Origin of the sequence: Erythrobacter rubeus (genome assembly GCF_014705715.1) — a bacterium.
GTDB classification, from domain to species: Bacteria; Pseudomonadota; Alphaproteobacteria; order Sphingomonadales; family Sphingomonadaceae; genus Erythrobacter; species Erythrobacter rubeus.
Genome location: NZ_JACXLC010000001.1, coordinates 2,664,743 through 2,687,730, shown reverse-complemented (window position 1 = coordinate 2,687,730; position 22,988 = coordinate 2,664,743). Strand labels below are relative to the sequence as shown.

General features: G+C 59.4%; 29 protein-coding genes. 13 read left to right on the top strand and 16 right to left on the bottom strand.

The window, feature by feature from the left end; all coding sequences use genetic code 11:
* Window positions 1-9: 9 nt before the first annotated feature.
* The 6 genes from IB285_RS13230 to IB285_RS13205 all read right to left on the bottom strand — a co-directional run bounded on the left by IB285_RS13230 (window position 10) and on the right by IB285_RS13205 (window position 5,981).
* The gene (locus IB285_RS13230) at window positions 10-984 is read right to left on the bottom strand and encodes a ParB/RepB/Spo0J family partition protein (RefSeq protein ID WP_190788603.1); all 975 of its coding nucleotides are present in this window, start codon (window positions 982-984) and stop codon (window positions 10-12) included.
* Window positions 981-1,757, bottom strand: coding sequence for a ParA family protein (locus IB285_RS13225; RefSeq protein ID WP_199803487.1), 777 nt, complete (start codon window positions 1,755-1,757; stop codon window positions 981-983). The genes IB285_RS13230 and IB285_RS13225 overlap by 4 nt, the downstream gene beginning before the upstream one ends.
* A gap of 40 nt (window positions 1,758-1,797) precedes the next feature.
* Window positions 1,798-2,448, bottom strand: a complete 651-nt coding sequence (gene rsmG / locus IB285_RS13220) for a 16S rRNA (guanine(527)-N(7))-methyltransferase RsmG (protein ID WP_234033165.1) — start codon at window positions 2,446-2,448, stop codon at window positions 1,798-1,800.
* Window positions 2,445-4,310, bottom strand: a complete 1,866-nt coding sequence (gene mnmG, locus IB285_RS13215) for a tRNA uridine-5-carboxymethylaminomethyl(34) synthesis enzyme MnmG (RefSeq protein WP_190788602.1) — start codon at window positions 4,308-4,310, stop codon at window positions 2,445-2,447. Before mnmG ends, rsmG begins: the two co-directional genes overlap by 4 nt.
* An 84-nt stretch (window positions 4,311-4,394) precedes the next feature.
* Window positions 4,395-5,687 carry a tRNA uridine-5-carboxymethylaminomethyl(34) synthesis GTPase MnmE gene (mnmE, locus tag IB285_RS13210; protein ID WP_190788601.1) on the bottom strand — a complete coding sequence of 431 codons (1,293 nt, stop codon included), beginning with the start codon at window positions 5,685-5,687 and terminating at the stop codon, window positions 4,395-4,397.
* A gap of 24 nt (window positions 5,688-5,711) precedes the next feature.
* The gene (locus IB285_RS13205) at window positions 5,712-5,981 is read right to left on the bottom strand and encodes a DUF6489 family protein (RefSeq protein ID WP_190789128.1); all 270 of its coding nucleotides are present in this window, start codon (window positions 5,979-5,981) and stop codon (window positions 5,712-5,714) included.
* Window positions 5,982-6,132: 151 nt separating this feature from the next.
* Between IB285_RS13205 and IB285_RS13200 the strand changes: the two genes are divergently transcribed.
* Both IB285_RS13200 and IB285_RS13195 read left to right on the top strand, forming a co-directional pair.
* Window positions 6,133-6,831, top strand: coding sequence for a dienelactone hydrolase family protein (locus tag IB285_RS13200; protein WP_190788600.1), 699 nt, complete (start codon window positions 6,133-6,135; stop codon window positions 6,829-6,831).
* Window positions 6,828-7,241: a nuclear transport factor 2 family protein gene (locus IB285_RS13195; RefSeq protein WP_199803371.1), complete on the top strand. Its 414-nt coding sequence runs from the start codon at window positions 6,828-6,830 to the stop codon at window positions 7,239-7,241. The genes IB285_RS13200 and IB285_RS13195 overlap by 4 nt, the downstream gene beginning before the upstream one ends.
* Here IB285_RS13195 and IB285_RS13190 read toward each other — a convergent pair.
* From IB285_RS13190 to hemE, 4 genes are all read right to left on the bottom strand, one after another.
* Window positions 7,238-7,630: a BLUF domain-containing protein gene (locus IB285_RS13190; RefSeq protein ID WP_190788599.1), complete on the bottom strand. Its 393-nt coding sequence runs from the start codon at window positions 7,628-7,630 to the stop codon at window positions 7,238-7,240. The two genes, IB285_RS13195 and IB285_RS13190, sit on opposite strands and share 4 nt — an antisense overlap.
* Before the next feature lie 108 nt (window positions 7,631-7,738).
* A complete protein-coding gene (rho, locus tag IB285_RS13185; protein ID WP_190788598.1) occupies window positions 7,739-9,004 on the bottom strand; it encodes a transcription termination factor Rho in 1,266 nt (421 codons plus the stop codon).
* Between the two features lie 182 nt (window positions 9,005-9,186).
* Window positions 9,187-9,630: a CopD family protein gene (locus IB285_RS13180; protein WP_190788597.1), complete on the bottom strand. Its 444-nt coding sequence runs from the start codon at window positions 9,628-9,630 to the stop codon at window positions 9,187-9,189.
* Between the two features lie 9 nt (window positions 9,631-9,639).
* Complete coding sequence (gene hemE / locus IB285_RS13175) at window positions 9,640-10,659, bottom strand: uroporphyrinogen decarboxylase (RefSeq protein ID WP_190788596.1); 1,020 nt, start codon at window positions 10,657-10,659, stop codon at window positions 9,640-9,642.
* A gap of 332 nt (window positions 10,660-10,991) precedes the next feature.
* On the opposite strand from hemE, the gene IB285_RS13170 reads away from it, so the two are divergent.
* The 10 genes from IB285_RS13170 (at window position 10,992) to IB285_RS13125 (ending at window position 17,623) form a co-directional block, all read left to right on the top strand.
* Window positions 10,992-11,837: a pyruvate, water dikinase regulatory protein gene (locus IB285_RS13170; RefSeq protein WP_190788595.1), complete on the top strand. Its 846-nt coding sequence runs from the start codon at window positions 10,992-10,994 to the stop codon at window positions 11,835-11,837.
* Entirely contained in the window at window positions 11,834-12,436 is a 603-nt protein-coding gene (locus IB285_RS13165) for a Maf family protein (protein ID WP_190788594.1), read from the top strand. The genes IB285_RS13170 and IB285_RS13165 overlap by 4 nt, the downstream gene beginning before the upstream one ends.
* Entirely contained in the window at window positions 12,433-13,290 is an 858-nt protein-coding gene (gene aroE, locus IB285_RS13160; RefSeq protein ID WP_190788593.1) for a shikimate dehydrogenase, read from the top strand. Before IB285_RS13165 ends, aroE begins: the two co-directional genes overlap by 4 nt.
* Window positions 13,287-13,886, top strand: a complete 600-nt coding sequence (gene coaE, locus IB285_RS13155) for a dephospho-CoA kinase (protein ID WP_190788592.1) — start codon at window positions 13,287-13,289, stop codon at window positions 13,884-13,886. The genes aroE and coaE overlap by 4 nt, the downstream gene beginning before the upstream one ends.
* A 61-nt stretch (window positions 13,887-13,947) precedes the next feature.
* Window positions 13,948-14,655 (top strand): DNA polymerase III subunit epsilon, encoded by a 708-nt coding sequence (dnaQ, locus tag IB285_RS13150; protein ID WP_190788591.1) that lies wholly within the window; start codon window positions 13,948-13,950, stop codon window positions 14,653-14,655.
* 61 nt (window positions 14,656-14,716) lie between these two features.
* Complete coding sequence (gene hpf, locus IB285_RS13145; protein ID WP_190788590.1) at window positions 14,717-15,280, top strand: ribosome hibernation-promoting factor, HPF/YfiA family; 564 nt, start codon at window positions 14,717-14,719, stop codon at window positions 15,278-15,280.
* Window positions 15,281-15,459: 179 nt separating this feature from the next.
* On the top strand, window positions 15,460-15,921 hold the full coding sequence (locus tag IB285_RS13140; RefSeq protein WP_190788589.1) for a PTS sugar transporter subunit IIA: 462 nt from the start codon (window positions 15,460-15,462) through the stop codon (window positions 15,919-15,921).
* On the top strand, window positions 15,911-16,414 hold the full coding sequence (locus tag IB285_RS13135) for a PaaI family thioesterase (protein ID WP_190788588.1): 504 nt from the start codon (window positions 15,911-15,913) through the stop codon (window positions 16,412-16,414). Before IB285_RS13140 ends, IB285_RS13135 begins: the two co-directional genes overlap by 11 nt.
* Window positions 16,411-16,752: a DUF1491 family protein gene (locus IB285_RS13130; RefSeq protein ID WP_190788587.1), complete on the top strand. Its 342-nt coding sequence runs from the start codon at window positions 16,411-16,413 to the stop codon at window positions 16,750-16,752. Before IB285_RS13135 ends, IB285_RS13130 begins: the two co-directional genes overlap by 4 nt.
* A 199-nt stretch (window positions 16,753-16,951) precedes the next feature.
* Window positions 16,952-17,623 carry a cell wall hydrolase gene (locus IB285_RS13125; protein WP_190788586.1) on the top strand — a complete coding sequence of 224 codons (672 nt, stop codon included), beginning with the start codon at window positions 16,952-16,954 and terminating at the stop codon, window positions 17,621-17,623.
* 55 nt (window positions 17,624-17,678) lie between these two features.
* Here IB285_RS13125 and xth read toward each other — a convergent pair whose 3' ends face one another.
* The 3 genes from xth to IB285_RS13110 all read right to left on the bottom strand — a co-directional run bounded on the left by xth (window position 17,679) and on the right by IB285_RS13110 (window position 19,368).
* A complete protein-coding gene (xth, locus tag IB285_RS13120; protein WP_190788585.1) occupies window positions 17,679-18,491 on the bottom strand; it encodes an exodeoxyribonuclease III in 813 nt (270 codons plus the stop codon).
* A 77-nt stretch (window positions 18,492-18,568) separates the two neighbouring features.
* Window positions 18,569-18,898: a HesB/IscA family protein gene (locus IB285_RS13115; RefSeq protein ID WP_190788584.1), complete on the bottom strand. Its 330-nt coding sequence runs from the start codon at window positions 18,896-18,898 to the stop codon at window positions 18,569-18,571.
* A gap of 38 nt (window positions 18,899-18,936) precedes the next feature.
* Entirely contained in the window at window positions 18,937-19,368 is a 432-nt protein-coding gene (locus tag IB285_RS13110; RefSeq protein ID WP_190788583.1) for a CBS domain-containing protein, read from the bottom strand.
* A 126-nt stretch (window positions 19,369-19,494) separates the two neighbouring features.
* Between IB285_RS13110 and IB285_RS13105 the strand changes: the two genes are divergently transcribed.
* Entirely contained in the window at window positions 19,495-19,809 is a 315-nt protein-coding gene (locus IB285_RS13105; RefSeq protein WP_190788582.1) for a hypothetical protein, read from the top strand.
* Here the strand turns inward: IB285_RS13105 and IB285_RS13100 are convergent.
* The 3 genes from IB285_RS13100 to IB285_RS13090 all read right to left on the bottom strand — a co-directional run bounded on the left by IB285_RS13100 (window position 19,806) and on the right by IB285_RS13090 (window position 22,961).
* Entirely contained in the window at window positions 19,806-20,219 is a 414-nt protein-coding gene (locus IB285_RS13100) for a (2Fe-2S) ferredoxin domain-containing protein (protein WP_190788581.1), read from the bottom strand. The two genes, IB285_RS13105 and IB285_RS13100, sit on opposite strands and share 4 nt — an antisense overlap.
* On the bottom strand, window positions 20,216-22,375 hold the full coding sequence (locus IB285_RS13095; RefSeq protein WP_234033155.1) for a dipeptidyl-peptidase 5: 2,160 nt from the start codon (window positions 22,373-22,375) through the stop codon (window positions 20,216-20,218). The genes IB285_RS13100 and IB285_RS13095 overlap by 4 nt, the downstream gene beginning before the upstream one ends.
* Before the next feature lie 85 nt (window positions 22,376-22,460).
* Complete coding sequence (locus tag IB285_RS13090; protein ID WP_190788580.1) at window positions 22,461-22,961, bottom strand: DUF2497 domain-containing protein; 501 nt, start codon at window positions 22,959-22,961, stop codon at window positions 22,461-22,463.
* Between the last annotated feature and the right edge of the window lie 27 nt (window positions 22,962-22,988).

Here is a 22,988-nt window from a genome sequence, read left to right as displayed (position 1 = left end):
TCTCCCTGTTCAGAAATCGCCGCCCGTCAATCGCTGGCAAACCAGATCAAGTTGATCGAGCGAACCGTACTTTATGGAGATCGATCCGGTGCGGGGGTCTGCGTCTGCCTTGATACGGACGGGCAGTCCCAAGAACTCCTCGAGATGGTTCTGGACCGCGGCGATATCGGCATCCTCCGACGAGCTGCGATTTTTGGGCTGGTGGGATGCACCCTCCTTCACGCTCTTTGCGACCTTGCGGACCATTTTTTCGATCTCGCGGACTGAAAGGTTCTCGCTCACGGCCTGCTCGGCCAGCGCCGCCGCATCATCATGGCCGATCAAGGCGCGGGCGTGTCCCATGGATAGCTTGCCGCTTTCGACAAGATCCAAAACTGCAGCCGGAAGACCCAGAAGGCGCTGGATATTCGCGACATGGCTGCGCGACTTTTCGACCATCCGGGCGATTTCCGCCTGCGTCATGCCCTCTTGATCGGCAAGTCTTTGATATGCCCGCGCTTCTTCGACCGGGTTGAGGTCCTCGCGCTGAAGGTTCTCGATGAGCGCGAGAGCCATCACTTCGCGGTCGTCAAGCTCGCGGACAAGCGCCGGCAGCTCATGCAGACGCGCCCTTTGTGCAGCACGCCAGCGCCGTTCACCGGCCACAAGCTGGTATTTGCCGTTACCTTGCGGCCGTACGATGATCGGCTGGATCACACCGCGTTTGGCAATTGAAGCGGCGAGTTCATCCAGCGCCTTTTCATCGAAATGCTTACGCGGGTTGCCCGGCAGAGGCGCGATGGAGGCTGTCGAAAGCGTCTTCAACGGCGAATCTGCGGTTGCGCCCTCCCCTGCGTCCGAGCCCAACCCAGTATCGCGGACCAGCGGCTCTTCGCGCTTTGTTTCGCCCAGGAGAGCGCCGAGACCCTTGCCGAGCTTCTTTTTCTTGTCTGCCGGACCTCGCTGGGGGACGGAAAAGCGGATCGGATCAGTATTCTTGTTCATGCAGCCTGCCTTTCAGGCGGAAAACGACCGATCAGTTCGCGCGCCAGCGAGATATAGGCGCGGCTACCGGTGCAGGAATGGTCGTATACGAGCGCGGGAAGCCCGTGGCTTGGCGCCTCGGACAGCCTGACATTGCGGGGGATCACGGTGTCAAAGACCAGATTACCCAAGCAGTCGCGCACATCATCCGAAACCTGATCGGTAAGGCGGTTCCGGCGATCGAACATCGTGAGTGCGACACCGATGATGTTGAGCGAGGGATTGAACAGTTGCTGCACGCGCTCCACGGTCTGAAGCAACTGGCTGAGGCCCTCCAAGGCAAAAAACTCGCACTGAAGCGGGACAAGCAGGGTGTCTGCAGCGCATAGGGCGTTCAACGTAAGCAGACCGAGCGAGGGCGGACAGTCGATAAAGCAAATCTCATGACCTCTGTGGTCATCAAGCGCTTTGCGAAGCCGTGCGGTCCGCTCTTCCACCGATACAAGCTCGATTTCGGCTCCACTGAGATCCTGTGTCGCGGGGACAATATCGAGGCCAGGTATGCTGGTCTCCACCACAGCATCTTCCAAGGGAATCTCATCCACCAGCAGATCGTAGCTCGAAAGCCCGCGAGCGCTGGAATCGACACCCATTCCGGTCGACGCATTCCCTTGGGGATCGAGATCGATGAGCAGCGTTCGCCAGCCTGTGGCAGCCATGGCGGTCGCCATGTTGATCGCTGTTGTAGTCTTCCCCACCCCGCCTTTTTGGTTCGCTATCGCTATCGTCAGCATAATATCGGTATCCAATGGCCTTTCCGCGCTCGATCTCACGCTATTCGTGGGTTCGAGAACTCACGATGATGCCTGCGTCGCTATCGGTCAATGATTGTTCCACGTGGAACATCTTTCGAATCGGCGCTTTTTGCGATTTCAATTCGTGCGCCGCCGACCGGCCTTTGGGCAAGAGATAGGTAGTCGACCTTGTGGAGAAGGGTGCGGATAATCTTAAAAGTTTGTCGAGTGGTGCAAAAGCTCGGGCAGAAATCACGCTCGCGGGGAAGGGTTCGATCCGCTCCAGCCGTTCACCAAGCACTTCGCACCGCTCCAGATCGAGCCGAGCGACACATTCCCGTAAGAACTCAACCCGGCGTGCTCGGGATTCAACCAGTCTAACAAAAAGATCGGGAAAAATTGCGGCGATCACCAAGCCTGGAAGACCAGCTCCAGTGCCGAGATCGAGCCATATCGCATGTTCCTGATCCAGCGTTTCACGTGAAACATGCTCAAGAAGCTGCACGCTATCCGCAATGTGACGCTGCCAAATCTGACCCTCGGAAGCCTTGCTGATCAGGTTCTGCCGCTCGTTTTCAGCAATCAGCAAATCGACATATTGCGCCAGCCTGTCCATGGAAGCCACGCCCACGAGACCCGCAACGTAGTCTTTCGCCTGCTCTTCGGTTTCCACCAACCTTTTGTTCGTCATGCGGCGGCTTGGCTGTTTTGTTCGTAGCGCCGTGCGTAAACCAGCAGTGCAGACAGCGCGGCCGGTGTAATTCCCGGAACTCGTCCAGCAGCAGCAAGAGTTCTCGGAGAGGCTTTGGAAAGCCTTTCTACCATCTCATTGGAGAGCCCCGGCACTTCGTTATACGGGAAATCGGGCCTGAGCGTCATTTCTTCTGATGCGCGGAGATCCCTCAATTCAGCATCCTGGCGAGCCAGATACGGCGCGTAAGCCGCGTCTTCGGCCATTTCCGAAGCGAGACCAGGATAACTCTGGGCAACAACTTCAAGCCACGGTGATAACGCCTCCAAATCCAGCCCGTCATGCCGAAGCCACTCTGAAAGCGGTTTGTCACCGCCGTCCCTGCGCAACGGAAGACCGGCATCCGCGATATTTTTTGCACTGATCTGCCTCGCGAAGGCGGCATCAACAATAACCCTGCCCTCCTCGCGCTCATTGTACCAATCGCGGCGCTCGCCAGATACGCAACCCGCCTCGATGCCAAGCGGTGTCAGTCTGGTCGATGCGTTGTTCGCTCGGAGGCGCAGCCGGTACTCCGCTCTTGCCGTGAGCATACGATAAGGCTCACTCACACCCTGAAGGGTGAGGTCGTCGACCATCACAGCGATATAGGAGTTTGCGCGGTCGAGTTTCGGTGCGGCGACCCCAAGCGTGGCTGCTGCAGCCTCTAGGCCCGCCACCAGCCCTTGTGCGGCGGCCTCTTCGTAACCGGTCGTGCCGTTGATTTGACCGGCACAAAAGACCCCAGGGATGGCGCGAAGCTGCAAGTCGGGTGTGAGTGCGCGGGGATCGATGTGATCGTACTCGACAGCATAGCCCGGCACCGCCATTTCCACCCGCTCGAGACCCGGCATCGCTCGCAACATGTCCTGCTGAACATCGACCGGCAACGACGTGCTGATCCCGTTGGGGTAGACCAGGTGCGTGGTGAGACCTTCAGGCTCGAGGAACACCTGATGGCCATCGCGATCGCCGAATCGATGAATCTTGTCCTCGATCGACGGACAATAGCGCGGCCCGGCTGCGTCGATTGCGCCGGAAAAGAGCGGTGAACGATGCAGATTGGCGCGGATTACATCGTGGGAAGCCGCTGTCGTGCGCGTGATCGCACAAAATACTTGCGGATTTGCGCGCTTCTTCGTGAGCGGCGACATCGTCCATTCGTCAGCATCCGACTGCTGCTCCTCAAGCACCGCCCAGTCGACTGTGCGCCCATCCAGCCGCGGGGGCGTACCTGTCTTGAGCCGAGCCATCGGTAGTTCCGCAGCGCGCAGTTGATCGGCAAGCCGTTTGGCCGCGTTCTCACCGATGCGCCCACCCTCAAAACGTTCTTCCCCGCGAAAAAGCACTCCACCGAGGAATGTGCCGGTGCAGAGAATGACGCGGGGCGCCCGAAGCACGGTGCCATCGGAAAGCTCAAGTCCCGCCGCAATGCCGCCCTCGATGACGAGCGCAGCCGCCTCGCCGGCGATGAGTGTTAGATTGTCCTGGTTGCGGACCACCTTCTGAACAGCGGCCTTAAACAGCACTCGGTCTGCTTGCACGCGCGGCCCCCAGACCGCACTCCCCTTGGAACGGTTAAGCATCCGGTAGTGGATGGCTCCTGCGTCCGACGCCCTGCCGATAACACCATCAAGCGCATCGACTTCACGAACGAGATGACCCTTGCCCAGCCCGCCGATTGCCGGGTTGCAGCTCATTGCGCCGATTGCCTCCAGGTCGAAGCTCACCAGTCCAGTGCGCGCACCCATCCGTGCAGAAGCACAGGCTGCTTCCACACCGGCATGTCCGCCGCCGATAACCAAGACATCGAATTCGTGCATGCGCCGTCAAATAGGTGCTGTGCGAGTAGAGGTCAAAATCTCTTTGCACTGTTCCACGTGAAACAACAGCGCCTCATAAGAGGGCTATTTCCCGATACAAAACCGCCCAAAGAGCGCATCGAGCATGTCTTCGGTTGTCGATCGGCCGACGAGCCGGTCAAACGCGACACGCGCGCGGCGCAGTTCTTCGCCAATGAGCAACAGGTCGCGCAGACTGACTGCAGCCTTCAGCGCCTCCGCGGCTTCACCCAATCGTCGATGCTGCCGCATGTTCAGCGTGGCCTGGCTCGGTTTGGGTAGGATCGAACGCGCCTCATTCACCAAGTCAATCTTGAGCTCATTCAGACCCTCGCCAGTCGCTGCAGAAACAACATATGTGGCCGCACCTGTCTTGGGCGCGAAGCCATCGACATCCGCTTTTGAAGAGACTTCCCAAGCGCCAGAAGGCCCCCGCCCTTCTTCACCCAACCACAGCACAATATTCGCGTCGGCCAATGCACTGCGCGCCCGATCGATGCCAATCACCTCGATCGGATCCGCAGCCGCATCGGACGAGAGGTCGCGAAGCCCCGCCGTGTCGATCAACGTGAATGGCACGCCCGCGATATCCACCGACCGTTCTATCAAATCGCGCGTGGTCCCCGCGATCGGCGACGTAATGGCGGCTTCACTTTCGACCAAGGTGTTGAAAAGCGTCGATTTCCCAGCATTGGGCGGTCCGGCTATCGCAACCCGTACACCCTCGCCCAAAGCTTCCGACCGCGGGCGCACCAACCATTCCTCGATCTCGCCGAGCAATCTTTCGATGTTCCACGTGAAACTATCGGGCAAGTCCCCGACGTCATCTTCATCCGAAAAATCGAGGGCGGACTCAATCTGCGCAGACAGGGTGAGTAGTTCGCTTCGCCAGGCCTCCACTTTCTTCGACAATGCACCGCTCGCATTGGCGATTGCCGAAGCTCGCTGAAGCTCGGTCTCTGCGGTAAGCAAATCAGCCAGACCTTCGGATTCCGCCAAATCGATCCGGCCGTTGGCGAATGCGCGGCGAGTGAACTCGCCAGGCTCAGCCGGACGCGCTCCGTCCAACTCCCCCAGTGCCGCCTCAACCGCAGCCAACACAGCTCGCCCGCCATGGCAGTGAAACTCCGCCAGGTCCTCTCCGGTGGCCGTGTCAGGGCCGGGAAACCAGAGCACGAGCGCCTGATCGAGCACCTCACCCGACGGCCCGCGTAATTCGGCAAGGCTTGCGCGGCGCGGCTCCAGCTCCCTACCGACCAGATCGAAAACCGCTTGCCCTGCCTTGGGGCCGCTCATTCGGATCACGCCGATTGCGGCGGGCGGCGCACCGCTCGAAACGGCAAAAATCGTATCGGTCATCTCGCGTGCGCCTCGACGCGGAGGTCAGTCCTCCGACTTGCTCGACGTTTTGCCCGATGCAGCAGCACCAGCGCGCATCCCCCCTTCCACAAAGCTTTGGAAGAGTTTGAGACCGACCTGCCCCATTGGTGCGAGCGCCTGCGCATATTGCTGCAATTGATCGGGGCTGCTGACGCCCTTCATCGCCTTGGAGATATTGTCGACATAGATGCTGTTCGCCTCCGACACGTCCGGCAGGCCCATCAGGCTGCGCGCTTCCTCCGGAGTGCATTCGATTTCGACGTTGACCTTCACAGCATTTCTCCCGTTCTCAACGCCGACTTCGCGCTGGATTGCCGATGCTTGTGGCATTTGGGTTTGGCAAAGCCAAGGCGCAATGGGTAGAAGCTTGGCGACGATCATCGGCACCCACGCCGCACGAAATCAGGTGAGAAGGAGCATCCCAATGGGCACCATGGCAGAAATAGCGACCCTCGAAGGCGATCAAAGCTTCAACGCCTACGTGGCGGAGCCTGGCTCCCCGCCCAAAGCCTCAATCATCGTCATCCAGGAGATATTCGGCGTAAATCTTGGTATCCGCCAGAAATGCGACAAGCTGGCAGCCGACGGGTATCTGGCCGTCGCGCCCGACCTGTTCTGGCGTCTCCAACCCGGCGTAGAACTGGACCCCGATGTCGAGGCAGAGTTCCAGCAAGCACTCTATCTGATGGGCAAGTTCAACCAGGATCTCGGTATCAGGGATATCGAAGCGACAATTCATTACATTCGCCGTGAAAGGGGTGTCCCGAAAGTAGGAGCAGTTGGATACTGCCTGGGCGGGCGCCTCGCCTTTATGACTGCTGCGCGGACCGATGTTGACGCAAGTGTAGGCTATTACGGTGTCGGCATCGAGGAGCTACTGGGCGAGAAGCATGCGATTTCCAACCCGCTCATGCTCCACATTCCGACCGAAGATGGTTTCGTGGACAAGGACACACAAAAGGCGATGCACGAGGGGTTAGACGATCACCCCCGCGTAACGCTGCACGACTATGTCGGCCTTGATCACGGTTTTGCGACCGAGCATGGCAAGCGCCGCGATGAGGAGGCAGCTACCATCGCCGACGGCCGAACCGCTGCCTTCTTCGAGGGGCATCTGGGTTGAGCGCAGCGGCTATAGATGTTCAAACCGCCCTCGCCCGCTGGCATCGGGTCGCCGAGAGCGGGAGCAAACCCGATGACCTCGCGGCAATTATGCGCGAAGACGCCGTCTTTCACTCGCCTGTGGTCCACACGCCGCAAAAAGGCAGCGCGATTGTCGTCGCCTATCTCAGCGCAGCTGCGCAAACGCTCGGCAATGACAGTTTTCGTTATGTACGCGAAGTCGTGAGCGGTGATACCGCGGTGCTCGAATTCACGACTGAAATGGATGGTATTCTCGTCAACGGCATCGACATGATCACCTTCGACGAGGCCGGAATGATCAAGGATTTCAAAGTGATGGTTCGGCCGCTGAAGGCCGTGAATAAGGTTTGGGAACTGATGGCCGCGCAGCTCGAAGCGCAAAAGACCTAGTTGAGCACCGCGAAGTTCATAATCACTTTTCGAAGGCCGGGGTCGAGTGTTTCGGGCAGCTCAGCCTCCAACAATTCGCGTCGCTTCTCCGGTCCTTCAGCTATAAGCACGCGCTTCATCGCCCAATCTGGACATGAACGCTGCTCGACCCGGTTTTTCTCCAAGATCGATATGCCTGTGTGCCGCGGATCGTGGGTGATCCGGACCATCAGCGAAATCAACTCAGCTTCATCGCCTTCGAGCAATTGGAGGAAATTTCGGCCATTATAGATGAGCAGACCGGTTATCCCGTTGGCCGGATTGTTGCGCGCGCTGCTGGCAAGGATCGAATCGACCTCGTCGCGCGAAAGGCTCGGCGCGGTGCTTATGTAGAGATACTGACTGATCATCGCTGGCGAGCTTTAGAACCAGTTTAACAATTTGCCAATTCCCCAAATTTAACGCCCGACCTCGCTCCGCTTGACGAAGCGAGATCGGACCTAACGCATGGAAAAGGCTTACTGATTCATGGTGTCGAAGAAGTCTTCGTTGGTCTTGGAATCCTTCATCTTGTCGAGCAGGAATTCCATCGCATCGACGGTGCCCATCTGCATGAGGATGCGGCGCAGAACCCACATCTTTGAAAGCTTGTCCTTCTCGACCAGCAGCTCTTCCTTGCGCGTGCCGGATTTGCCCACATCGAGCGCCGGGAAGATTCGCTTGTCGGAAACCTTGCGGTCGAGGACGATTTCCGAGTTACCGGTGCCCTTGAACTCTTCGAAGATCACTTCGTCCATGCGGCTGCCGGTGTCGATCAGCGCAGTGGCGATGATGGAGAGCGAACCGCCCTCCTCAATGTTACGCGCTGCACCGAAGAAACGCTTCGGACGCTGGAGTGCGTTGGCATCGACACCGCCGGTCAGAACCTTGCCCGAGCTAGGGACCACGGTGTTGTAAGCGCGGCCCAGGCGCGTGATCGAATCGAGCAGGATGACGACATCGTTCTTGTGCTCGACCAGCCGCTTTGCCTTTTCGATCACCATTTCGGCCACTTGGACATGGCGATTGGCAGGCTCGTCGAAGGTCGAGGAGATTACCTCGCCCTTCACGCTGCGCTGCATATCGGTAACTTCCTCCGGGCGCTCATCGACAAGCAGAACCAGCAGGAACACTTCGGGATGGTTGTCGGTGATCGCCTTGGCGATGTTCTGCAGCAGCACCGTCTTACCGGTCCGCGGCGGCGCAACGATCAGCGCGCGCTGGCCTTTGCCCTGCGGCGAGATGATATCGATGACCCGGGCGGACTTGTCCTTCTCGGTCGGATCAAGCGTGTCGAGCGAGAGCTTCTGCTCCGGATAAAGCGGCGTGAGATTGTCGAAATTGGTCCGCAGACGGACCTGCGAAGGATCTTCGAAATTCACCGTCGTCAGGCTCGTTAGCGCGAAATAGCGCTCGCCTTCTTTGGGTGCACGGATTTCGCCTTCAACAGTGTCGCCAGTGCGCAGACCCCATTTGCGGATCTGATTCGGAGAGACATAGATATCATCGGGCCCGGCGAGATAATTCGCCTCGGGCGAGCGAAGAAAACCGAAGCCATCCTGCAGCACTTCGATCGTGCCGATGCCCATGATCTTTTCTTCGTAATCTTCGTCTTCGGCGAGCTCACGCAGGATGCAGAACATGAGATCCTGCCGGCGCATGGTGGAGGCGCCTTCTACGCCCAGTTCTTCGGCCATCTGGACGAGCTCGGCCGGGGCTTTCTGTTTTAACTCTTTGAGATGCATTGCAAAATAATTCCAAAACTAAAGGATTGGCCGGATCGTCAGTACCTCTTTGGACGAGGCGCCTTTTGGATGAAAAAGACTGGGCTTGGAGAAAGCAGACAGGGCCGCACGGCACCGCGCGGCCACAACCGGAATAGGTATTCGAAATAGGTTCAGCGCAGCGCGCGGTCAATCGCCAATCGTCAGAATGGTTTCAAATAAACCAGTGCCACGATCAGGACGAGCAGAAGGCCAGGTACCTCCCCGATCATGCGCAGGCGTTTTTCGGTCAGAGGACGCTCACCGCGGGCCATTTTCTTGGTCTGGGCGACCAACCAGCCGTGATAGCCTGTGAGCGCCAGAACGAGCGCCAGCTTGGCGTGAAACCATCCTTCGGTGAACGCGCCGATAGCATAGGCGATCGAGAGACCGAGCACCCAGACGATGATCAGGCTGGGACTCAGAATGATCTTGCGAAGCTTTCCCATGCGCTCGGCCCACTTCGCTTCGCCCGTGGAGCCTGGAGCGTGATCGAGCATGTAAATGCACTGGCGGGGGAGCATAAAGAGCCCGGCAAGCCAGAAGACCATGAAGATCACATGGCCGATCTTGAGCCACAGATAGATCGACAGAAGGAAATCCTGCATCGCTACCCCCTACCCTCGCCTCAGCGTCCTGAGCAGCTCCTCGACGTGCTCTATCGGCGTGAACTGACCAATCCCGTGCCCGAGATTGAAGACGTGGGGACGATCCTCAAACGCCTTGATGATCGTGTCGACCCGTTTCGACAGAGCCGGTCCGCCGGCCTCCAGCAAGAGCGGATCGAAATTGCCCTGCACCGGCATGCCTTCCGGTAGGCTCGCATGCGCCCAGACGGGATCGAGTGTCTCATCGAGGCCGACTGCATCGACCCCGGTTTCGCGGGCATAGGCCGGGAGCTTCGCGCCCGCGCCTTTCGGAAAGCCGATCACGGGTGTGCCTGGATGCGATTGCTTGATCGCTTCCGCAATGGCTGCGTTCGGAGCGATAACCCAGCGTTCGAATTCATCGGGCGCCAAGCTGCCCGCCCAGCTATCGAACAATTGCACAGCTTCCGCGCCGGCTTCTATCTGCCCGCGCAGATACTCGACCGACACCTCGATAATTGCATCGCAAATCTCCTGCATGCGCTGGGGATCGCGGTAAGCAAGTAGGCGCGCCGAGCCCTGATCCTTCGAGCCCTGCCCAGCGATCATATAAGTCGCGACCGTCCAGGGAGAGCCTGCAAAACCAAGCATGGTGACCTGGTTCGAGATCATCGCGCGGGTTTTGCGAACGGTCTCATAGATCGGATCGAAGCGCTCTTTCGCTTCGCTGAAGTCCGACAGTGTCGCCTCGAGCAAGGTCGGGCTGAGCTTCGGCCCCTCCCCTGCGAGGAATTCGAGCCCCTGCCCCATCGCATGCGGGACAATCAGGATGTCGGAGAAGAGGATCGCACCATCGAATGCAAAGCGCCTGATCGGTTGAACCGTGATCTCGGTCGCAGCATCGCTGTCATAGACCAGCTCGAGAAAGCCGCCCTTTTCTGCGCGCAATTCGCGATATTCGGGAAGGTAACGTCCAGCCTGTCGCATGAGCCAGACTGGAGCGATGTCCTGTTTCGTACCTTTGAGTGTCTCGAGCAGCGGGCCCGGCATACGTGTTCCTCTAAACTAATAAATAATATTTATATTAAGAGATGATGGAGTCTGTTGGCCCTGTGGATATCGGGAATTACCGGCTCCTGCCTGAATTCTCCGGCTGTGAACAGACCTTTGACACGGCCGCGACTCTGCCAAGCTTCGCGGTCAAGCGCAATCTATCCCCGTTCTCCCCAGACTGTTGATGGCGGCTGTCCCGTGTCGACAAGGCACCTCGCTAAACGGCCGGTAGCGCGGATGAAATTTCCTCCCTTGCTTGTCGACCGTTCTGTCCCGTGGTTTATGCCTGCGAGTTTCCACAGCCCGGAAAGAACGCTTTGCCGACAGAAATGAACCGCCTGAATTTGCACCTCGTCTCGGATTCCACGGGCGAGACGCTCGAGATGATTGCGAAGGCGGCGCTGGCTCAGTTCGACGATCCGAGCGTCAGCCGGCATTTCTGGCCCATGGTGCGCTCGCGCCAGCATCTCGATCGGATCGTGCCGGAGCTTGCCGATAACCCCGGCCTAGTTCTTTTCACTCTGGTTAATCCCGATACCCGGACGCGGCTGGAGGAGCATTGCCGGCATTTGGGTCTTCCCGCGGTGCCGGTACTCGACAGCGTGACCGCTGCGCTGGAATCGCAGCTTGGTCAGGAGGCGCATGGTCGCCCCGGTCGCCAGCATTTGATGGATGACGATTATTTCAAGCGGGTCGATGCCATTCAATACACCATCGCGCATGATGATGGTGTCGGGCATCAGGATTGGGAGGAAGCCGACATCGTGCTGGCAGGCGTTTCTCGCAGCTCGAAAACACCCACGAGCATCTATCTTGCCAATCGCGGCTACAAGGTCGCCAATATCCCGCTTGTCGTGGAAAGCCCGCCGCCAGACACGCTGTTTCGACTGCGCCATCCACTCGTTGTGGGCCTGACAACCGCACCGGAGCGTCTGGTGCAGATCCGCCGAAACCGCCTGCTGTCGCTCAATGAAGGTACCGAGACATCCTATGTCGACAATGAGCGGGTGAAGGAGGAGCTTCAGTTCGCACGGAGGATGTTTGCCGATAATGGCTGGCCGGTGATCGATGTGACGCGGCGTTCGATCGAGGAAAGCGCGGCTGCGATAATCCGGCTCGCCCAAGAGCGAGAGCGCAAGGAACGGCAAGTGGACGGGGTCTCGAAACCGATATGAGCGACGCGCCCCCTCCCCTGATCCTCGCTTCCAAATCGACCTCGCGCAAAGCCATGCTGGATGCGGCGGGTGTATCTTATCGGGCGCTTCCGGCAGATGTTGACGAACGCGCGATCGAGGCGGGGCTCGCCGATGCCACCCCTCCCGAGATTGCCGAAGCTCTGAGCGTTGCCAAAGCGGCTGCGATAGCGTCCGAGCACCCCGAAGCGCTTGTGCTGGGCAGCGATTCTCTGGTCGTTGCAGGCGGAAAAAGGTTCGACAAGCCGCACTCGCGCCAAAATGCAGCCGAGCACCTCCACTTCTTCTCGGGCAAGGTCATGGAATTGCATAGCGCCGCCGCCCTGGTTCGCGGCGATACCTGCGAATGGTCGCATGCCGACGTGGCGAGGCTCCATGTTCGCGAGCTGTCCGACAGTTTTATCGAGCATTACCTCGATCTCGAATGGCCTGCCGTATCCTTTACCGTCGGCGTCTTCCGGATCGAGGCGGCCGGTGTGCAATTGTTTGACCGGATTGAAGGCGATCAGTTCACCGTGCTCGGGATGCCGCTGCTCCCCCTGCTCGGGGCATTGCGCGAACACGGAGTGCTCACAGCATGAGTGTCCCGCATGCGCACGTCATCGGCGATCCGATTGCCCAATCGAAATCACCGCTCATCCATGGCTTCTGGCTCGAGAAACTCGGCATCGCTGGTAGATACAAGGCGCGCCATGTGGAAGCTGGCAATTTGGGCGAGTACCTTGCCAGATACCGCGATGACGGGAGCTGGATCGGCTGCAACGTCACAATGCCGCACAAGCAAACGATCATCGGTCATCTTGATCAGATCGATCCGGTTGCCCGCACCCTCGGAGCGGTCAACACGGTCGTTCGGCAGGAAAATGGCGCGCTCATCGGTTTCAACACCGATGCCGATGGTTTTCTTGAACCACTGCTCCCGATCCTCAAATCGCAGCACCTCTTCAGGATGGCGCGCATCATCGGCACCGGAGGTGCTGCCCGCGCGATCATCGCGGCGCTGGCGCATAACGGATTCACGCTGGTGGTGGCCGGCCGCAATCCGGAAAAGGCGCAGGCGCTGATTGACGAGCTTGCGCCCGGCGGTGAGCATCATGCCATTCCCATCGCTTATTTTGCCGAGGCAACCAACTTTGCCTTCGACGATCGCGAAGGATGCCTTGACCTGGTGATCAACGCCTCCCCTTTGGGTATGCGAGGCAGCCCCGAGTTACCGTTCGACTGGAGCCATGCACCGCCGGGCAGCATGGCCTATGACATCGTGACCGATCCGGTCGAAACGCCTTTCCTTAATGCTGCGCGCGAAGCGGGACACCCTACGATCAATGGTCTTTCGATGCTGGTCGGCCAAGCGGCCATCGCGTTCGAGAAATTCTTTGGCGCCGCCCCTCCGCGCGAGCACGACAATGAGCTGCACGAGATATTGACCCGATGACACGCCCGACGATCATAGGCCTCACAGGCTCCATCGGCATGGGAAAGTCGACGGTAGCCGATATGTTCGAGCGCGCCGGTATCCCCGTGTTCGACGCTGATGCCGAGGTGCGCGCCATGCAGGGGCCGGGCGGTGAGCTCAACGCCGCGATCGAGAGCGAATTTCCCGGTTCGACTGGACCGGAAGGTGTGAACCGCGATGCGCTCGGCAAACTGGTGTTCGGCGACAAGGAAGCCCTCGCCCGGCTGGAAGCAATCGTCCATCCGGCTGTGGGCGCGCGGCGAGCACAGTTTCTGGCCGACAATGCCGACGCTCCGATCATCGTGTTCGACATCCCGTTGTTGTTCGAGCGCGGCGGCCATGAGGCTGTCGATAGGGTTGTGGTCGTCTCAGCCCCCGCAGAGGCGCAGCGCGAGCGTGTGCTCGCCCGCCCGGGCATGACCGAGGAAAAGTTCGAGCACATTCTTTCACTGCAGGTGCCGGACGCAGAGAAGCGCGCGCGCGCAGACCACGTTATCGACACGGGTACGACGCTCGCCGAAACCGAAGCGCAGGTGAAGGAATTGATCGAGACGCTCGAAAGACCCAGCGAGTAGCGCCCGATTTGATGCAATCGCCCTCTTGCGCCGTTCGCCGCTTGGGTGAATAACAATGCCAATGCGTGAAATCATTTTCGACACCGAAACGACCGGGCTGGATCCCAAGACAGGGGACAGGATGGTTGAAATAGGCTGCGTCGAGATGATTGGCCGGGTCGAAACCGGCAACACCTACCACGCCTATTACAACCCCGAGCGGGACATGCCCGCCGCCGCCGAAGCGGTGCACGGATTGTCGAGCGCGTTTCTCGCCACCAAGCCGCTCTTCGCCGAGATCGCGGACGAATTGCTCGAATTTATCGGCGACGCGCCTCTGGTCGCACACAATGCCGGCTTCGATTTCGGCTTTCTGAACTCCGAACTGGTGATGATCGAGCGCGAACCGATCTCGATGGACCGGATGATCGATACGGTCGCCATCGCGCGCAAGCGCCACCCTGGCGCGAAACTGTCGCTGGACGCCTTGTGCACACGTTATGGGATCGATCGGAGCCACCGGGTCAAGCACGGCGCGTTGCTCGACGCAGAATTGCTGGCGCAGGTCTATGTCGAGCTCAATGGAGGCCGTCAGATCGGTTTGGAACTGGCGACGGATACCGGGCCGCAAGCTGGTCAGAGGGCAGAAACGCCAGCCGATCGAGCGGCAAAGCCAAGCACTTCGGCGAGACCATATCGTGAGCCGAGACCGCACCATGCGAGCGCCGAGGAAATAGCGCGGCACAAGGAGTTTATCGCCGGGATCGATAAGGCGATCTGGGCCAACTGAGTTTCGCCGTTGAAAAGCGGCGCAAAACAGTCGTGAATAATAAAAAGGAGACCGAGCGGCGATGGATATTCGGATATCGGGTCATCAGGTGGAGACAGGTGCTGCGCTTCAGGAGCATGCGGCGGATCGGATTGGCGGTATCGTCGATAAATATTTTGACCGCGCGCTCTCATCTCATGTCACTTTCGGCAAGGCACCGGCGGGTGCATTTTCCTGCGATATCGTCACCCATGTGAACCACGGTACGATCCTCAAAGCACAAGGGAGTGCCCACGATGCCCATGTCGCGCTCGACAATGCTGCAGGGAAGATCGAAAAACAGCTTCGCCGGTATAAGCGCCGATTGAAAGATCGCCACGAACGCGCGAGCCAGGTGCGCGCCGAAGAGGAAGCCGCATATACGATCTTCGCGGCCGAAGAGGCTCAGGAAGAAGCGCCCGCGGAGGCACCACCGGTGATCGCTGAAACAAGTGTCGATGTTCCCACCGGCTCGGTCGCCGACGCCGTCATGATGCTGGATCTGCGCGATACCCCCGCCCTCTTTTTCAAAAATGCTGGTACCGGGCGGCATAATATGGTTTATCGCCGCGCCGATGGGTCGATCGGTTGGGTCGAGCCACAATAGGGCCATATATTTCGTGTCTTAACTGACACCGAAAACAGCGATCGGTAACGGAAGAGGCCAAGTCCACGAACAAGGACGGATACGCTGTAAAACCTAGCCAGCGGCACTAAATGCTCGCGCGGGTATGACGCGGTTCCTGCAATTGCGGGACGCAGATAAATCGGGATTTTGAATTCGCAATGGACGTAAATATTAGAATGCTGCCTGAAGCCGTCGCGATCGACCGGCTCGAAAACAAGCAGCAGGTTCTCGAACAGATTTCCAAGTGCTTCGCCGAAATTTACGGCCTCGACAGCGCTGATGTGCTTGACGGGCTGGAGCAGCGCGAGTCGCTCGGCAGCACCGGTTTCGGCCGCGGAATTGCGATTCCGCATTGTCGCAGCGCGAATGTCCGCCGCCCTACCCTCGCTTTGCTCAAGCTGGAACAACCCGTCGATTTCGGCGCTGCGGATGCCGTGCCGGTCTCACTGTTCTTTGGCTTGGTTTCACCTGAGAACGCTGGCGCGACTCACTTGCACGCACTGGCAGCGATTTCGCGTTTCGCTCGCGATGAGGCGATGCTTCAGTCGTTGATCGATGCGCCCGATGGTGAGGCGATGTTCGCGGTGCTGACGAACCAATTCCTGCGCGATGCAGCCTGACGGCACAGCCGATCCCGCAACCAGTGGCGGCTCCCGGTCCTCAAATGCGGGCGCCGAGTTGCATCATCGCGCGCTCGAGCGGCTGTATCGTTCCGCGCCGATCAATGAAAAATTCGCATCGTCGCTCGAGATCGTCAGCGAGGGGAATGCGCGGATCCGGTTCAATGTCGGTGAAGAGGTCTATCATGCTGCGGGTGCAGCGCACGGCACGATCTACTTCAAGATGCTAGATGATGCGGCGTTCTATGCTGCCAATACCCTTGCAACAGACCGATTTCTCCTAACAACGAGCTTCAACCTGCACTTCACCAAGCCTGTGCGTGCCGGAGAGGTCGTTGCCGAGGGTCGCTGGGTCAGCGGTAAGCGACGCGTCTTTGTCGCTGAATCGCGCCTGGTGGATACGGAAGGCGACGAGATCGGGCGCGGCACCGGAACCTTCATGCGTTCGCGCATCGCGCTTTCCAGTCTGCCAGGGTATTCGGCAGAGGGATGAGCGAGCCCACTCGCCTCCCCGCACATCTCGAAGTTTCCAGCCTGATCCGCTCCGCCGAAGCGAATGGAGGGATCGCGACGGTGCTCTCAAAAGGGGAGCGCGATGCCGGCACGATCCTCTTGGTAACCATGTATCGCGGTGAAAACGTAAGACTTTTTGAGCGGATGCCGCAACTTGACGGCTCGCGCACTTTCATGGCGACAAAGTCACAAGACCCTGAAAAAAAACATGAATTCTCCGAGTATCTGAACCGCCGAAGCGAGCAGGATCCCGATATTTGGGTAATCGAGCTGGATATCGACAATCCAGAACGCTTCATCGCGCTTTTGCCGCGTTAACTTGACTTGGTTTCAATTGTGACTAATTGGCTCGCCAGCTTCCAGGTGCGGAGGCCTTCTGCGCGGCAATACGGCCGCGACGTGGGCACGCAGACGGGGGGCGGCCGGCAGGCCATGAAAGAACCATCACAATTAGCGTAAAATCGCAACAGGTTCTCACCTGCGTCGGAGCTTGCTCACCGCACAAAAAGAAGATTTGATGAGTCGCAAGACTTATACACTCAGCGCTGCTGCCATAGTTGCAACAGCCGGGTTGAGCTTCTCCAGCGCCGATGGCGCTGGTGCTATTGCTCAAGACGCAGCCGCCCTCCCGGCTGCCAGCGAACCAGCAACGACCGCACAGGAGCTGGTCGAGATTGTCCCGGAGCCGACCGTTTTCGTGTCGGAAGAGGTCGTGCAACCGGTCGATGAGACCGACGCATCTTCTTCGACTGCAGAGGGAGTGACTGGCGCGACCTCGCTACGTGAGCTTGTCAGCATGGTCGATGCGCCGGACACCATGTCCGAACAGATGCGCTGCCTTGCTGGTGCCGTCTATTTCGAATCGCGCGGTGAACCGCTGGCAGGCCAGTTGGCTGTCGCCAAGGTCGTGATCAACCGCGCCGAAGATCGCCGTTTTCCCGCGAGCTATTGCGGCGTTGTCTATCAGCGCGCGCAATTCTCGTTCGTGAAGAATGGCCGTATGCCTCGCATCAAGAGCGGTTCAGCCGCCTGGGAGCGCGCCAAGTCGATCGCTCACATCGCGCATGACGACATGTGGGAATCTGAAGTCGATGACGCAGTGTATTTTCACGCGACATATGTCCGCCCTAAGTGGAGCTATCGCAAGCAACGCACAGCGCAGATCGATACCCATATCTTCTATCGTTGATCGTTCGATGAGATGAGGTTTCAGCCCCCGCCCATCCCGGCGGGGGTTTTTCGTTTCAAACGGATAACGACGCCCAGACGGGTGTGTGATCGCTCGCCTTTTCGCGTCCACGATGCTCGCGGTCCACACCGACTGCGGTCAGCCGGTCCGATAGCTCGGGTGAGAGCAAGATGTGGTCGATCCGAAAGCCATGATCGCGCTGCCATGCGCCTGCCTGGTAATCCCAATAGGTCCAGACCCCTCCGCGCGGATTGAGCGTTCGCACTGCGTCGGTCCACCCATCGGCGAGAAGCCTGAAATAGGCGGCGCGGCTTTCGGGCTGCATCAGGGCGTCGGAGGCCATGGCCTTGACCGAATACGTGTCGTCATCGTGCGGGATGACGTTGTAATCGCCGAGCACTGCGGCGGGCACTTCTTCGGCCCAGATTTCGCCCATTCGCGCGCGCAGCCTCTCCATCCACGCGAGCTTGTAATCGAATTTCGGCCCCGGGTGCGGGTTGCCGTTGGGAAGGTAGATGCAAACGATGCGCGTTGTGCGGCCATCCTTGTTCGTCACATCGGCCTCGAGATAGCGTGATTGTTCGCCCTCGCCGTCTTTCGGGCCGTCAATGCCGAGACCTCGCTGCACCTCTTCCGGTGGCGCGAAACCGGCCTTGGCATCGGTAAGGATGGCGACCCCGTTAAAGCTCTTCTGACCGTGCCAGATCGCTTGATAGCCAAGCTCTTCGAATTCGGCGGCGGGAAACCCCTCATCCTGGCTCTTGATTTCCTGCAGGCATGCGACCGAGGGGCGCGTCTCGGTGAGCCACTCTTTCAAGCGGGGCAGCCGGGCCTTGATGCCATTGATGTTGTAAGTGGCGATTTTCATGCAGCGAGCTTTGCAGATGGGCCGCACGCGCGCCAGCCCGACTTCGCTTTAGCTCACCGCAATTCGCAATGACCGCGCTAGATGCCGAAGCTCGATCCGCAGCCGCAACCGGCCGCAGCATTGGGGTTTTCGACCCGAAATGCGGCGCCGCCGAGCGATTCTACAAAATCGACCACGCTTCCCCCGACCAGATCGAGGCTGATCGGATCGACGACCAGCTTTACACCATCGGTCTCACTGACGGCGTCATCGCTGTCCGGTCCCTCGGACAGGTCGAACTTGTACTGAAAACCCGAGCAGCCACCGCCTTCCACCGAAAGCCGCAGGATGGGTGGCTTGGTCTGCTTTTCCGCAATCCACGCGACGCGTTTTGCGGCGGCTGGTGTAAGGGTCAGTGTGTCTGCCATGAGAGATATTTAGGCGCGAGCACCCAGTTCCTCAAGGTTCAAGCGGTCTGAATATAGTTCCTGATCGCCTCGGCCTCGTGCTCGATCTCATCGATCTTGTTCTTCACGAGGTCGCCGATCGAAATGAACGCGACGAGGGCGCCGTTCTCGACAACCGGGAAATGGCGAAACCGCCGCTTGGTCATCAGGGCCATTGCATCGTCGATCTTGGTCGATGGTTCGACGGTAACCGCGGGCGAGGTCATTATCTCCTCAACCGGCATGTTCAGGACAGCACCGCCTTTTGACGAAAGGCAGTAAATCACATCGCGTTCCGAAATGATGCCCACCACACTGCCGTTGCGCATGACCGGCAGAGCACCGATCCGCTTTCCTGCAAGCATATTGATCGCCTCGGAAACCGGAGTGGTGCAATCGCAGGAGTCGATATCTGCGGCTGAGCGATTGGCGATTATCTTCGCAATGGTCATGATCTGGCGTCCTCTCTTTCGATACAAAATGCCATCTTTGGAGCGAAAAGGCGAATCTGTCCGTTGGCGCGTGCTTTGCGCCGCTCAGCCATTGCAAAGCCGGGTTTCGAGGCTCATGTGATGGCCATGGCCAACAAATCTCCTCTCGATGACCCGGAAACGGCCGCGCATGCCTGGGCGCAATACCGCCGCGTGATGCGCCTTTTGCTGTCCGTGACGGTCGCGACAGTCGTGATCGCGGTCGCACTGCTGTTCGCTTTCAATGGCGCGATTTCAGTGCATTATTATATCGCCGCGGCTCTCGGCATTGCCTTCACGATGCTGCTCGGAGGAGGGCTGATGGGGCTCGTGTTCCTGTCGAACGGGACGGGCCATGACGAATCGGTCGATAATCGCCTGCCGAGTGCGGACGAGCTGTTCGGCGATAAGGACGACAACTAGGTCGGCGGGGTTAGCCGGAAATCTTCGACCGGCACACCGCCGACAAGATGCTCCTCGATAATCCGCTCGAGCACGTTCGGCGAACACGAGTGATACCAGACACCGTCCGGCCAAACGACCGCGATCGGACCTGATCCGCATATCTGCAGGCAGTCGGCTTTGGTCCGCTGGATCCCGCCGCCGGCACCGCTTGGGTGATCGGCGGTGCGCTTTGGCCCTGCCAATCCGCGTTCTTTCAGGCGATCCTTGAGAAACTGCCACGCAATTTCCCCTTCGGCGCGCGAGCAGCATTTTTCCTTTTCGGAAAGCGCGCACAGGAAAATGTGACGCTCGATCTCGTTGCCTCTGGCTTCATTGCCGTACTTCTTGCCGAGTGCGGTTTGCGCCGCGAGCAGGTCGGTTTCGCTCATTCCGAGATCTCTTCCTCCGGACTTTCGGCCAGCCAGCGGTCGAGCCAGGCAAAGACGGTATGGTGCCATTGGAGCGAATTTTCCGCACCGAGCACCCAGTGGTTCTCGTCCGGAAAAACCAGCAATTGCGACGGAACACCGCGTTCCTGAAGAGCCGTGAAGCTTTGTAGTCCCTGGGTGTAGGGGACCCGGAAATCCTGCTCACCCGCGATCACGAGCATCGGCGTCTTCCAATTGTCGACGTGGTTCACGGGGTTCCAGCGCTCGTACTCGTCGCGCGCCTCGCTGTACGATCCACCGAAATCCCAGCGCGGAAACCACAGCTCTTCGGTCGAGTAATAGAAGCTGCGCATGTCGAACAGGCCATCGTGCTGGACTAGGCAATTGAAGCGATCGGGCCAGCGCCCGGCGATCCAGTTGACCATGTAGCCGCCATAGCTCGCGCCCATTGCGCAGGCGCGGCTCCCATCGATCTGGCTGTCGAGTTCCAATGCCGCGGCCAGACCCTTTTGCAGGTCTTCGAGAGGTTTGCCGCCCCAGTCGCGATTGATGGAATCGGTAAAGGCCTGTCCGTATCCGGTGCTTCCGTGGAAATCGACGGAGATCACCGCATAGCCCTGGCTCGCAACGACGCGCGGGTTCCAGCGCGAGGACCAGCCATCGCGAAAGCTGCCCTGCGGGCCGCCGTGAATGTAGAGAATGGCGGGGATCGGCCCAGTCTGGTTTTCGAGCCGGGTGATCTGGCCCCAGACAGTATCGCCTCCGGCCCCTTCGAAGCTGAACCGGGTGGTGACGGTCGACGCCATCTCTCCCATGCGGCTGGTCACCTTGTCTGTGAGCGGGCGCGCTTTCTGGTTCCCCCGCGCAAGGTACAGCTCGCTCGGCGCGCCAATGGAATCGCGTGTGAACAGCAACCTGCCGCCGGAAAGCGAGACTAGGTTGCCGATATGCGCCTCGTTACCGGCAATCAGATCGAGCTTTGTCGTTTCACCCGTTGCCGGGTCGATCCGGAAAACCGGCGTGTCGAGGACATCGGTGGCAGTGGCGAGCAGGTGCGATCCGTCAGCGCTCCACATCAGGCTGCCGAAGGATAGATCGACATCCTGGGTCAGCGCGCGGGTTTCGCCCGAACCAAGATCGCGCAGCTGAATGACCAGCCGATCGGATTCGTATCCCGGCCGCGCCATGGCAAGGTAAGCGAGGTAGCGGCCATCGGGGGAGGGCGCGGGTGCCATGTCGACCGCCAGATAGACGGCGGTGAGCTCCACAGGAGCTGCGCCGGAAAGGTCGGAGAAATAGATGTCATGATCGGTCGAGGTCGGCTCGCGCTCGTCCGCCTGGCGCGCGACGAAATAGATGCCGGATCCATCGGGAGCCCAGGCGACATCTTCTGCGCCGCCGAACGGCATGGTCGGCGTGTTGCCGGTGATACCAGTCGCTGGATCAACGCCGTCTAACGGAGTGCCGTCGCCCGTCACCTCACCGTCTTCGATGGCGAAGACGAAAACCCGGTTGAAGACGCCTGGTTCGATCCAGCGGTCCCAATGCCGGAAGAACCCGATATCACCATCGTAAAGACGACCCGAACCGATCGTAGATTCCTCGCTTGCGCACCCGAAGCTTGGGCAATCGCGTGCGATTTGCGCCCAAAGCGCCACTTTTGTACCGGTCGGATCAAGCTTGAACCCGGCAATACCTGCCTCAGGCATATCGGCCACGAGCATTGGCGCGGATGCCGTCCCATCGCCCTCGATCGCCGCGCGCCAAAGCCTCGAGCGCAAAGGCTGTGTTTCGTCGGTGTGGTCGGAACTGAGGAAATAGAGAAAGCCGTCCGGGCCGAAGGACAATGAGCTCGCGGACATACCCAGATCGAACGCTATCGGTTCTGCGCCGTTTTCAGCCAGGTCGAGAATGAAATGTCGACGGGTTCTCTCGAAATCCGATGGATCGACCTCGGTCACGGAATACACAGCATAGCGATCGTTTCGCACGGTCGCCCCGCCCAGGCGCGGTATGGCGATCAGGTCTTCGGCGGTCATCGGAGCCGCGGTTACGCCGGGGATGGATCGCTGCGAGGAATGGTCGTCCGCGATTAGCGGCGCCGAGGCGAAAATCGTCGCCGCAGCAGCGGCACGGATTATGTGCATCACGTTCATGAATGGCAGCGGTAACGCGCTAATTCGCCCCGCGCCAGCGAAACCGGGCGGAGCGCACCGGCGCGCCGTTATCCAAGCGTGAGGGTTAGCGCTTTTTGCCGGCGATCCGGGCGATTTCTGCGCGCACAAGCTTGTCGACCATTCCCGGAAGGTTTTTGTCGAGCCACTCTGCCAGCATCGGGCGAAGCAGTTCGCGCGTCAGCCCTTCGAGCGAGGTCTCGCCCGAGCGAACGATCTGCGGGCGTGCGCCTGGCTCGGCCAGCATGGCCAATGCTGCGAGATTGTCCTGCATCGCGCCGCGCACTTCGTCGGTGATCAGCGGAGTATCTTCCGGATCGACGCCGTCTTCCCCGGGCTCAGTAGGCGGCACGTCACCGGTTTCGGGTCCAGCAATTTCCTCTTCGATTTCCATATCGGAAAGGTCGAGGACTTCATCGCCGTCTATCTCGCCCGGGACCTGATCGCTGCGCTCAGCCTCTTCCTCCCGCATCCGGCGCACTTCGAATGCGCTTTCGCGGTTATCCCGGGCGATCACTTTCTTGATCGATTCCAGGATTTCTTCGACGGATGATTCGCTTTGCGCCACGTCAGTCCTTGCCCCAATTAACCATAC